General features: G+C 43.3%; 13 protein-coding genes. 6 read left to right on the top strand and 7 right to left on the bottom strand.

The annotated features are described in order from the left end of the window. The first annotated feature begins 380 nt into the window (after positions 1 to 380). On the top strand, positions 381 to 797 hold the full coding sequence (gene msrB / locus O9332_RS07235; RefSeq protein ID WP_002758329.1) for a peptide-methionine (R)-S-oxide reductase MsrB: 417 nt from the start codon (positions 381 to 383) through the stop codon (positions 795 to 797). Positions 798 to 850: 53 nt separating this feature from the next. On the opposite strand, the gene O9332_RS07240 is transcribed toward msrB, so the two are convergent. The 5 genes from O9332_RS07240 to ruvA form a co-directional block, all read right to left on the bottom strand. Beyond that, the gene (locus O9332_RS07240; protein ID WP_002739162.1) at positions 851 to 1,054 is read right to left on the bottom strand and encodes a phycobilisome linker polypeptide; all 204 of its coding nucleotides are present in this window, start codon (positions 1,052 to 1,054) and stop codon (positions 851 to 853) included. Between the two features lie 189 nt (positions 1,055 to 1,243). After that, on the bottom strand, positions 1,244 to 1,729 hold the full coding sequence (apcB, locus tag O9332_RS07245; RefSeq protein ID WP_002758327.1) for an allophycocyanin subunit beta: 486 nt from the start codon (positions 1,727 to 1,729) through the stop codon (positions 1,244 to 1,246). Positions 1,730 to 1,808: 79 nt separating this feature from the next. Next, entirely contained in the window at positions 1,809 to 2,294 is a 486-nt protein-coding gene (apcA, locus tag O9332_RS07250) for an allophycocyanin subunit alpha (protein WP_002739012.1), read from the bottom strand. Between the two features lie 184 nt (positions 2,295 to 2,478). Continuing rightward, on the bottom strand, positions 2,479 to 2,625 hold the full coding sequence (locus O9332_RS07255) for a hypothetical protein (protein WP_196219804.1): 147 nt from the start codon (positions 2,623 to 2,625) through the stop codon (positions 2,479 to 2,481). Beyond that, positions 2,613 to 3,242, bottom strand: coding sequence for a Holliday junction branch migration protein RuvA (ruvA, locus tag O9332_RS07260; protein WP_002758325.1), 630 nt, complete (start codon positions 3,240 to 3,242; stop codon positions 2,613 to 2,615). The genes O9332_RS07255 and ruvA overlap by 13 nt, the downstream gene beginning before the upstream one ends. A gap of 63 nt (positions 3,243 to 3,305) precedes the next feature. Here ruvA and O9332_RS07265 point away from each other — a divergent pair, with 63 nt between their 5' ends. Then, positions 3,306 to 4,535 (top strand): site-2 protease family protein, encoded by a 1,230-nt coding sequence (locus O9332_RS07265; RefSeq protein ID WP_043998981.1) that lies wholly within the window; start codon positions 3,306 to 3,308, stop codon positions 4,533 to 4,535. An 84-nt stretch (positions 4,536 to 4,619) separates the two neighbouring features. Here O9332_RS07265 and O9332_RS07270 read toward each other — a convergent pair whose 3' ends face one another. Beyond that, complete coding sequence (locus tag O9332_RS07270; protein ID WP_002758323.1) at positions 4,620 to 5,768, bottom strand: substrate-binding domain-containing protein; 1,149 nt, start codon at positions 5,766 to 5,768, stop codon at positions 4,620 to 4,622. Positions 5,769 to 5,988: 220 nt separating this feature from the next. Here O9332_RS07270 and O9332_RS07275 point away from each other — a divergent pair, with 220 nt between their 5' ends. Then, positions 5,989 to 7,014 (top strand): cyanophycinase, encoded by a 1,026-nt coding sequence (locus tag O9332_RS07275; protein WP_002758322.1) that lies wholly within the window; start codon positions 5,989 to 5,991, stop codon positions 7,012 to 7,014. 77 nt (positions 7,015 to 7,091) lie between these two features. Continuing rightward, positions 7,092 to 7,694: a chromophore lyase CpcT/CpeT gene (locus O9332_RS07280; protein WP_002758319.1), complete on the top strand. Its 603-nt coding sequence runs from the start codon at positions 7,092 to 7,094 to the stop codon at positions 7,692 to 7,694. Between the two features lie 11 nt (positions 7,695 to 7,705). Here O9332_RS07280 and O9332_RS07285 read toward each other — a convergent pair whose 3' ends face one another. After that, complete coding sequence (locus O9332_RS07285) at positions 7,706 to 7,879, bottom strand: hypothetical protein (RefSeq protein ID WP_002739017.1); 174 nt, start codon at positions 7,877 to 7,879, stop codon at positions 7,706 to 7,708. Positions 7,880 to 8,032: 153 nt separating this feature from the next. On the opposite strand from O9332_RS07285, the gene O9332_RS07290 reads away from it, so the two are divergent. Both O9332_RS07290 and O9332_RS07295 read left to right on the top strand, forming a co-directional pair. Next, the gene (locus tag O9332_RS07290; protein WP_002758318.1) at positions 8,033 to 8,401 is read left to right on the top strand and encodes a hypothetical protein; all 369 of its coding nucleotides are present in this window, start codon (positions 8,033 to 8,035) and stop codon (positions 8,399 to 8,401) included. Positions 8,402 to 8,444: 43 nt separating this feature from the next. Further along, positions 8,445 to 10,256 (top strand): sodium:solute symporter family protein, encoded by a 1,812-nt coding sequence (locus O9332_RS07295; RefSeq protein ID WP_288024581.1) that lies wholly within the window; start codon positions 8,445 to 8,447, stop codon positions 10,254 to 10,256. Positions 10,257 to 10,527: the final 271 nt, after the last annotated feature.

Below are 10,527 nucleotides of genomic sequence, written 5' to 3' on the forward strand. Positions count from 1 at the left end.
GACACCGAACCAGCCGACATAAAGACGGTTGTTGGTGCTGGTGATCCACTGGCAGAACTGCTCCCACAGGGAAGCGCTTTCGCGCTGTTGTAGAGTGGTGGTCATTGGTTTATGATTCCTATTAGGTTGTCGAGGTACGATTGATTGATGATGTCTCTATCTTAAAGACTTTGTATCGGTTTGTAAAGGGGTTTGACGATATTGTTACTTATACTATTGATAAGCTGAGATTATGCTAAGTCTATAGGGTTTCCTGACCAAGTTTTCCTTTTGGGGAGTACGTCGTCAGAAGCTGATGCTAAATCAGGTCATACTTCATGTTTATGAAAAAAGCCTAGATCTCGAACTCAGGTTAGACTAAAAAGGGAAGTTTAATCATAATGGCGGTTGTCCTGACTATGGTAGAAAAAGTTCGTAAAACCGAGGCGGAATGGCAGGCCCAGCTAACTCCCGAACAGTTCCAAGTTACTCGCAAAAAGGGAACAGAACGGGCGTTTACGGGTAAATATCACGATAATAAGGAAAAAGGTATTTACAAATGTGTCTGCTGTGGTACGGAGTTATTTACTTCTGACAGCAAGTATGATTCGGGTACTGGTTGGCCGAGTTTCTGGACTGCTGCTAACGAGACTAATATTAAGTACGAACGAGATATTAGCTTTTTCATGGTGCGGACAGAGATTGTTTGTGCCGCCTGTGATGCACATCTCGGTCACGTTTTTAACGATGGTCCACCTCCAACGGGAAAACGCTATTGTCTCAACTCTGCCGCTTTGCAGTTTGAAAAAAATCCCTAAAGCAAAAAGAGGTCTTTCCAGACCTCTTTTTTTTAAGTTCTAGTGGCAGCCAATTACAGTAAACCTGTATTAGTTCCTGGTTTGCCGGTCGCTAACTGCACTTTGACAATTTTGCCGCCCATTTTCATGATGCGTTGTTGCTCACGAAACCAATTATCGTAGGGAACGAGTTTGGTGAAATAGGTATTTTGTAATTCCCGTTGTGTCCGAATGCGGCTTTGGCTAGGAACACAAGCGGTGATTTTGAACATCCGCATGGATTGATTTCTCCTAATCGCTGAAAAACTTGTCGCTCAAACTAACGAAGGCCTTTTTCTAAAATAACAAAGGTCGGGAGTCAAGGATCAATACTAGCTCGTCAAAACCTATCTTGGACAGATTCAGCCTTTAAAGACCTAGCACTCATCCTCGGCTTCCCGAACCTATTTTGTCCGAGTTCGTTATTTCTAGCTTAAGCCAGAGCTAATGTAGTCGAAGTAAATCCCCATTTCTTTACCCGCATCAGCACCAACTAAACTAGCGGTGACTTCTTTCATCGCTTGGATAGCTTGAACGGTGGAGGAGATGGGTACACCTAAAGAGTTGTAGGTTTCTTTCAGGCCGTTGAGAACGCGCTCGTCGAGGATAGAAGGATCTCCAGCTAACATAGCGTAGGTAGCATAACGGAGATAGTAGTCGAGGTCACGGATACAAGCGGCGTAACGACGGGTGGTGTACATATTGCCACCGGGACGGGTTACGTCAGAGTATAACAGGGACTTAGCCACAGCTTCTTTAACGATACCGGCAGCGTTAGCACTAATGACACTAGCGGCACGCACGCGCAGTTCACCGGTGGCGAAATAGCTTTTCAGTTTGCCGAGAGCATTAGAGTCAAGGTATTTGCCTTGAACGTCAGAAGAGTTGATAACAGAAGTAATTGCGTCTTGCATGGTGGTTCTTCCTTGGGTTTTGCTTAATCTTAAGAGGTTTACGGGGGGTGTGTCTAGAACAATTCACAAAGGAGTTATTCTAGGACATAGAGCCGATCACGTAATCGAAGTAGGAAGAAGCTTCAGAAGCATCGTCAGAAGACATAAGACCAGTAGCAACTTCTTTCATTTCGCGAACGCTTTGAGCTACGGCACCGATGTCGGTTCCTAAAGATTTGTACATTTCACGCACACCGACTAAACCGATTTCTTCAATCGGGGTGACATCACCAGCAACTACTCCGTAGGTGATTAAACGTAGGTAGTAGTCCATGTCACGCAGACAGGTGGCGGTCATTTCTTCGCCGTAAGCGTTGCCACCGGGGGAAACGATGTCAGGACGTTTTTGGAATAAGCGATCGCCAGCTTGTTTGACGATGGTTTCGCGAGCGCCGGTCAGGGTTTCGGCGATGCGTAAACGAGCGGCACCACTGCCAACGAAGGCTTTAATTCTGTCTAGTTCGCCGGGGCTGAGGTAACGAGCTTCAGCATCAGCATTCACGATCGATTTCGTGACGATACTCATTGATGGATTCCTCCCAACTAAGTGAGATTAATAAACTTAATCTGACATTTTATAGCAGTTGTGGTCACTACGCTCAAGTTATCTCGTTTCCGCCTCAGCGTCTCAAGACTTCCCTAGCTAGAGCGACCTAACGCAACTATTTTGCGGCATCTGGTTCACCTTCTCACTATTTTCGTAATACTTTTTAACATTTGCCCTCACAAGGGAGTGGGGAAGTGGGGAAGTGGGGAGCGGGGTGTAGGGTGTAGGGTGTAGGGTGTGGGGTGTGGGGAGAATCAATAAAACTAATCTTCTGACGACCGACGACCGACGACTGATTTACCCTAGCCAATTAATGGCTCCTTTAATCCAGTCTTCTGGCTGAGTATTTTTACTAAATAAAGCATCTTGACTGAGGACTGCCATAGCTCGATCGATCTCCTCTTGGCTGTATCCTAAAGCTAAAAGGGTCATCTGCACATCTTCAAGGATTGCCGCTGCCGGTAGTATTGCCGTGGTTGTCGTCGTCGCTTCTCTTAGTTGTCGCCATGCTGCCAATTTAGTTTTTAACTCTAAAGCGATTCTTTCTGCTGTTTTTAAGCCAACTCCGGGGGTTTTGCTCAAAAATTTGGTATTTCCTGTCACTATCGCCACCACAAGTTCCTCAATCCCCAAGGTATCGATTAAAGCTAGGGCTAATTGCGCCCCAACCCCATTGACGGAAAGCAGTTGACGAAACAGATCTCGCTCTGGAGCGGTGCCGAAACCGTACAATAAAGGCTGCTCCTCGCGAAGGAGTAGGTGAGTAAAAATCTGACGACTATCATTGTTATCTTTGCCGATGTCTAGGGCTAATCGCGAGGGAATTTGGATTTCGTAACCGATCTGGTTTACGTCTAAAATCAAGATCAGTCGGTTATTAGGGGTTTTGAGCACCTCGATCGCTTGTCCCCGTAAATAATTAATCATTGATTTAATTCTCCTACGAAAATAACCGAACCACAGGGATGACGGTTTTTACTCCCTGAAGGAATGCCGGGGAGATTTTCATTTTTGTTACAATTGTTAACAGAAGTGAATGGCGTAATTGATAACCTAATCTTCTTGGCGTTAGTCCCCAATAATTGGAGAAGATACAAAATGAATGGCAACATTAGAGTCGGGAATCTCTTTGGAATTCCCTTTTATATTAATCCTTCTTGGTTCTTCGTTCTGGGGTTAATTACCTTAACCTATGGGAGAGATTTAAGTCAGTTTCCCCAGTTAACGGGAATCATGCCCTGGCTCTTAGGATTTTTTGCCGCTATTCTCCTATTTGCCTCCGTGGTTGCCCACGAATTAGGTCATAGTTTTGTTGCCATCGCCCAAGGGATTGAAGTCAAATCAATTACCCTCTTTTTATTCGGTGGGTTGGCAACTCTCGGCAGAGAATCGAAAACTCCTCTAGAAGCTTTTCTAGTAGCAATTGCTGGCCCTTTAGTTAGTTTACTGCTCTTCGGTATCTTCCTAATTATTGGTTCCAATATTAGCTTAAATGCGCCCCTGGCGGCGATTCTTTCTCTCCTGGTCTATATCAACCTCGCCCTAGGGTTATTTAACCTGATCCCCGGTTTACCTCTAGATGGTGGTAATATCCTTAAAGCCATCGTCTGGCAAGTAACGGGCAATCCCAATAAAGGGGTTTTATTCGCTAGTCGTTTCGGTCAATTTTTTGGTTGGTTAGCGATTGTCATCGGTGCGCTATCAATTCTCGGAATCAGTCAATTTGGCAGTGCTTGGACGCTATTAATTGGCTTTTTCCTTCTACAAAATGCTGGCTTTTCCGCTCAATCAGCTAAGGTTCAAGATTTCCTAAGTCGCTACAGTGCTAAAGATGTTATCTCTCCTAATAGTCCTGTAGTGCCGATTAATTTAACCCTGCGCGAGTTTGCTAATAATTATGTTATCGGTAAACAACAATGGTCTAGATTCCTAGTTACCGATAGCGAAGGTAAACTATTAGGAGTGATTAATGTAGAGGATATGAAAACGATTCCCACTTCCCAATGGACAGAGGTAAATATCGGCCAGTTATTACAAACTAGCGAAAGTCTCAAACTGGTTTTGTCTAATACTTCCCTCCTAGATGTGGTAAAAATTTTGGAAGGAGAAAATTTATCTCAAGTGACAGTGGTAGAAGAAAACGGCAGGGTTTTGGGGTTAATTGAGAAAGCTTCTATCCTTACTTTTCTCGCCCAAGAAACCCAAAGTCAAGCCGCTTAATCAGTTATCAGTTATCAGTTATCAGTTAGGTAAATGTAATTTTCACCTCAATATTCTCGCAGAATTTTGTCTAGTATCTCCTGACTATACTAACTGTCGCATTGCTTGCCACAATTGCTCGTATTCTTGCTCGGTTGCTGGGGATAAAGGGTTTAAAAAATCGCTTTTTTTGATCGCTTCTGGATTAACAAGTAAAGGATTATTTCTAATATCTGGGGAAATTTGGTCGGGATTTTGAGTGAGAATTAGGGGTGATAATCCGGAGGTAAATAAAGAAATTTTAGTGGCGGATTCTGGTTGCCAACAAAAATCAATCCATTGCTCGACAAGAGAATTAGGAGTAGTTAAAACCGGTTTTACCCACACATCTGACCAGAGAGAAGTCCCAGATTTGGGGACAACAACTTTAATTTTATTATAGCGATCGCTCACGGGTAAAATATCATTAGACCAACCCACAGATAGCCAGACATCACCGAGTATCAGGGGTTGTAAATAATATTGATAACTATAAAATTTTACCTGTTTTTGTAAAGCGAATAGCTGGTCTTTTAGTGCCGTAACTTGCTTTAAATCACTGGAATTATAAGAATAACCCAATTTTTTTAGGGTTAAACCGATGACTTCGCGACGATTATCAATTAGGGCAATTTTACCGGTTAATTCCGGTCGCCATAGATCGGACCAATCCTGTGGTCGCCAGTCAAATTGAGCGAATTTTTCCTCATTATAGGCAATTACTGTCATTCCCCAACGATAGGGCGCACCCCAGACTTTACCCTCTGTTTGCGGTTGTCCTTGGGCATTGCGAGCCATGTTTTCTTGCCAACGGGGGGGCAGTTTTGACCAATTAGAGAGTTGAGAAGTATCTAGGGGTTGAATTAAGCCGTTGGTAATCGCTTTTCCTAGCCAAGCATCCCCTAGGGTGACTAAATTACCGATCGCTGGTTTTTGTTCCCTAAAAGGAATAGAAATCGAAAATTGTGAGGCTGGTTGCCCCTGATTTTTTAACCATTTTTCCAACAATTTTAATAGCTCTTTCAGCTGCCTTTCCGACTGAAAATTGACTTTTTTTTCGGCAATAGTTTTCCGAAAATCTGTTAGTAATCGCGGCGGAATCGAACCAGATAGGAGAAAAATGCTCAGATTGCCGCTTCCAGAAGCGCAGCCACTTAAACCTCCCGCTAAGGCGATTGTACCTAATCCTTGCAAAAAAGAACGTCTGTTTAACATATCGCCCGCCGATTTTCAACTTCAACAGTAATAATTGCCAGTTTCTAGCCTTGGATTATTATAGGACGATTTTTAACAGAATGTAAACTAGGGAGTTTTGCCGCTACCGATTTCAGCTATAGATCGGCTTTGTTGTTAACTTTTATGGTAGAAAACTCTGATTTTGTCCTAGTTAAAGCTAGGATAGAAGCAGTAAGCTAAGAGGCGAGGGTATAAGACTATGTTCGACAATCATAATCGAGATTTTCGTTATTCTTGTCGTTGTGGACAAGCCAATTTTCAGTCGGTAAAACATCGATCGGGTATTTTATTAATCGGGGGAGCGGAAGGAGGTAAATTAGGAGAAGATCAAGCGACCACATGGTTATTGAATCGAGCTAAAGGCGGTAATTACTTAGTGTTGCGCTTTGGCAATCTTGGCGGTCAAGCTGATTGGATTTGCGACAATTACCGCTCCCTGATCGGCTCAGCGGCGGAACTATCAATTGATAGTCGTGAAGCGGCGAATCATCCTGATGTTATCGAATATATTCGTAATGCCGATATTCTTTTTTTTGCCGGTGGTGATCAAAATCAGTACGAGGATTTGTGGGAAAGCACAAAGGTGGAAACAGCGATCAATTATCTGATCAATGAGAAAAAAGTTCCCGTGGCGGGAACCAGCGCAGGAATGGCTATTCTGGGTGATTTTTACTATGCGCCTACTCACGAAGGAGTACTGAGTTCGGAAATATTAAATAATCCCTTTCACTTCAACACCAAAGACTTCTATCGGAGTGATTTTATTCGGGTTCCTTTTCTCAAAAAAGTGGTGACAGATACCCATTTGGATCGACTCAATCAAGATCATCCCGAAACAAGATATGGTCGCCTTTTTGGTTTTTTAGCCCGCAATGTACACGATAATCACAATCAACTGCCCGCCTACGCTATCGGTTTAGAAGAAGGTGCTTTTCTGGCGATCGATGAGCATGGTATCGCCAAAGTCTATGGCAACGGCACCGATAAGGGACAAGATGCCTATTTTCTGCAAACTAACGGGACTCTACCCGAACAGATGGAGCCGGATCGGCCTTTAATCTGGAATAATAACGGTCAAGCGGTGAAAGTCTATCGCATCGCAGGAACTCCCTCCGGCAGCGGTAAATTTGACCTCAAGGATTGGTCTAGTGCTGCTGGCGGTCGCTGGGAATATTGGTACACTAAAGGGGGAATAGCTGGGTTTAAGCGGGTTCCATTAGCCTGAAGGTCATTTTTGTCAAAAAAGTGATTTCTATGGGTGTTATGATTAATTTTGAGGCAATAAGGAGAATTTTTTGAGCTATGACCCCTGAATTAATCACTTTTGGTCGGTATCTCGCAGGTGAATTTGAAAATCAACGGCAAGCACAAGCGGAACCGGTGTGGTACGTTCACCTGCGTTTATGGTTGCGTCCGTTGCCTTTATTTCGGGAAGACAGCATCGCACTTTTTGCCGAACAGGCCAGTATGATCAATTTAGACCAACCCTACCGACCGCGACTGTGGCGATTAACGCGCTCGGAATCGGCAGGGTTAGAGGTTAGGCATTATATGTTTAATGACCTGAAATCCGTGCAAGGTGCGGGCAAAAATCCCGATATTTTGCGAAAAATTAGCTTAGAAGACCTAACTTTCCTGCCTACTTGCACTTTAGCGGTTCAAGTCCATACTCTCGCTGATCATCAATACCAGTTTATCGCCCAACCGCAACCGGAACAGCGCTGTCAATTCACCTATGAGGGTACAACCTATCAGGTGGCTTTAGGTTTCGAGGTGACGAGTCATAGCCTAAAAACCTACGATAAAGGCCTAGATCCCGGCACTGGTAAGGGAATTTGGGGTGCTCTGCTCGGTCCCTATCAATACGAGAAAAAACAGGATTTTTCGGCAGAATTGGAGGTGTGAGGAAGATTGCATCACATTAGGTCAAAATGACGGCAGATAACACCGCAAACAGCCGCTAAAGCGGTAATTCCTAAAGCTGTACCGATGTCTTGTCCTTGATTGACAGCAAAGGAAGTGACGATTCCCGCACCTAAACCGGCTGTGATTGCCGCTCCGAGAAAATCTTTATCTGAGTTTTTATACATAGAGATAAGGCCAAATTTCGACAAAATCGTGTTTTTTACCTTATCATCCTCTTTTGAGCAACTAATCACCCGGGGGCGGAATTGCAATCAAGCTTTAGATTTAGCCACGTTTCTTAACATTAAGTTGGGTAAGATAGATAGGAGGTAAAATCGATGAAATTAGCTAAAATCTCTTTTTATGGCTTTTTAACTCTGATTATCTCCCTTTTGCTAATACTGAGTTTTGTTAATGCCAGCAAAGCACAATCGGATACGGCGGTAAGATCGGAGTTAATTAGTCTCCGCAATCGAGTCGAGCGCCTTGAAAGTCAGATTCGAGGAATATCCATCCGCGGGGAAAATGCCGCTCCCATTCCCCAACGGCGATCGGGAACAGGTATAGTAAATGGGGAAGTAGTCGGGGAAAGTGACCCACTGTTCCAGCGTTTAGCTACTTTAGTAATTGAAATAAAGGAAGATTTAAAAAAGCTAGAGCAACGGGTGCAAATCTTAGAAAAAGAAACCGTTAGCCAGAAATCGTAGTCAATTGATGCTATAACGATCGAAAGTTAAATTGATCTCAACTATGCAGTTAATTGATTATGTAATTATCCTGCTTTATCTGGCAGCAACCCTAATAATCGGGATTATAGCCGAGAAAAAAGCTTCTCAAGGTCTAGAATCCTACTTTTTAGGTAATCGCAATTTGCCTTGGTGGATGTTAGGGGTGTCGGGAATGGCAGCTAACACCGATTTAGCGGGAACTATGGTCATTTCTGCCCTAATTTACGCCGTCGGACCCAAAGGACTATTTATCGAAATCCGCGGCGGTGTCGTCCTAATTATGGCCTTTCTCATGGCTTTTATGGGCAAATGGAATCGCCGCGCCCAAGTTATGACCATGGCGGAATGGATGCAATTTCGCTTTGGAACTGGAAAACAGGGGAATTTTGCCCGAATTATTAGCGCCGTCGCCACTCTCTTATTCTCTATCGGTGCGATGAGTTATTTCTCCGTTGCGGGGGGGAAATTTTTAGGGCAGTTTCTGGGTATGGATGATCGTCTTGCTTCGGTGATATTGATTCTTCTAACCTTGATTTATACGGTGGCCAGTGGTTTTTATGGTGGGGTAATTACCGATTTATTTCAAGGTTTTCTGATTTTTGTGGCGGTAATTTATGTATCGACAGTGGCCTTTTTTACTGTTAATCTTCCCGATAGTTTCACGGTGGCAATTCCAGGGGCAGCGGAGCCAAAAACTTGGAATTTAAGCGAATGGGCGAGTATTTTTCCCTCCCTGACGTTGGATTTACCCGGAGATTATGCCATCTTTAATTTGTTTGGTGGGGTGATTTTCTTTTATTTAGTTAAAACCATCATCGAAGGTTGCAGCGGCAGCGGTGGATATATGTTACAACGATATCTAGCCGCCAAAAGCGATCGAGATGCCGGTTTATTATCTTTATTCTGGATTGTTCTGCTTTCTTTCCGTTGGCCGCTAGTCACAGCTTTTGCGGTTTTAGGTATTCACTACGGTTTAACTAAAGGCACGATTACAGATCCGGAAAGAATTCTGGCCACGGTTATTACTCAATATATTCCTGTGGGGATGAAAGGGTTATTAATTGCTTCTTTTTTAGCGGCAGCTATGTCCACTTTTAACGCAGTTATTAACGCTAGTGCTGCCTATTGGGTCAAAGATATCTATCAAGCTTTTTTGAAACCAAATGCGGGAGAACAGGAGTTAGTTTTTCAAGGTCGTCTGGCCTCGGTTTTTGTGGTAGTAATTGGCTTAGTTTTGAGTTTTAATATCCAAAATGTCAATGATATTTGGGGTTGGTTAACCACGGGATTAGGGGTAGGATTAGCAGTTCCTCTCCTATTACGTTGGTATTGGTGGCGCTTTAATGGTTATGGTTTTGCCGTGGGAACTTTAGCGGGAATGATTGCGGCTATTGCCTCACAAGCGATAATTTTACCTTTCTTTCGTCACAGTCAATATCAGGAACTTATTCTCTTTCTTGTGCCGAGTTTGTTCGCTTTAGCTGGCTGTATTATCGCTACTTTGTTAACTCCTCCCACCGATATTTTAGTTATGGAAAATTTCTATAATGTTACCCGACCTTTTGGCTTTTGGGGAGAAGTCCGTCACAGTGTTAAACCTAACCTACAGGCAAAAATTAAAGCGGAAAATCAACGGGATATCATTGCCGCTTTTCTCACCGTTCCTTGGCAATTAGTCCTCTTTATGATGGGGATTGTTTTAATCATCAAGCAGTGGCAAAGTTTGAAGATTTTGGCTTTGGTTTTTCTTTTGCTTTCCATCGGTCTCTATTTTACTTGGTATCGACATTTATCTAAGGAAATTACTGTCACTAAAGACCGAGATTTAGGTTAGGGAGTTCAGGAGACAGGAGACAGGAGGCAGCTATCAGTTTTTTTCCTGCTCCCCCTGAATGGTTACTCTGTTTCTAGTTGATAATCCTGTCAATTTATGGAAACCCTGAAAATTTAAATTTTTGAATCGGAGGCTCTTCGGGAATTGTTATGCAAATAATTAACTTAAAATAAAATTCGATGAGAGCAACTACGCTCAAAAGTAGCTGAAATCCATATAGGGAAGGACTTAAGGCATCAACAGGTTAATACCAAAAGATAGACAATCGAGT

Source organism: Microcystis sp. LE19-10.1B (assembly GCF_027530565.1).
Lineage (GTDB): Bacteria > Cyanobacteriota > Cyanobacteriia > Cyanobacteriales > Microcystaceae > Microcystis > Microcystis aeruginosa.

Bases quoted from the DNA above. Each gene is read 5' to 3' on its own strand.
- msrB (WP_002758329.1), top strand. From the start codon at position 381: ATGGCGGTTGTCCTGACTATGGTAGAAAAAGTTCGTAAAACCGAGGCG.
- O9332_RS07240 (WP_002739162.1), bottom strand. From the start codon at position 1,054: ATGCGGATGTTCAAAATCACCGCTTGTGTTCCTAGCCAAAGCCGCATT.
- apcB (WP_002758327.1), bottom strand. From the start codon at position 1,729: ATGCAAGACGCAATTACTTCTGTTATCAACTCTTCTGACGTTCAAGGC.
- apcA (WP_002739012.1), bottom strand. From the start codon at position 2,294: ATGAGTATCGTCACGAAATCGATCGTGAATGCTGATGCTGAAGCTCGT.
- ruvA (WP_002758325.1), bottom strand. From the start codon at position 3,242: ATGATTAATTATTTACGGGGACAAGCGATCGAGGTGCTCAAAACCCCT.
- O9332_RS07265 (WP_043998981.1), top strand. From the start codon at position 3,306: ATGCCGGGGAGATTTTCATTTTTGTTACAATTGTTAACAGAAGTGAAT.
- O9332_RS07270 (WP_002758323.1), bottom strand. From the start codon at position 5,768: ATGTTAAACAGACGTTCTTTTTTGCAAGGATTAGGTACAATCGCCTTA.
- O9332_RS07275 (WP_002758322.1), top strand. From the start codon at position 5,989: ATGTTCGACAATCATAATCGAGATTTTCGTTATTCTTGTCGTTGTGGA.
- O9332_RS07280 (WP_002758319.1), top strand. From the start codon at position 7,092: ATGACCCCTGAATTAATCACTTTTGGTCGGTATCTCGCAGGTGAATTT.
- O9332_RS07285 (WP_002739017.1), bottom strand. From the start codon at position 7,879: ATGTATAAAAACTCAGATAAAGATTTTCTCGGAGCGGCAATCACAGCC.
- O9332_RS07290 (WP_002758318.1), top strand. From the start codon at position 8,033: ATGAAATTAGCTAAAATCTCTTTTTATGGCTTTTTAACTCTGATTATC.
- O9332_RS07295 (WP_288024581.1), top strand. From the start codon at position 8,445: ATGCAGTTAATTGATTATGTAATTATCCTGCTTTATCTGGCAGCAACC.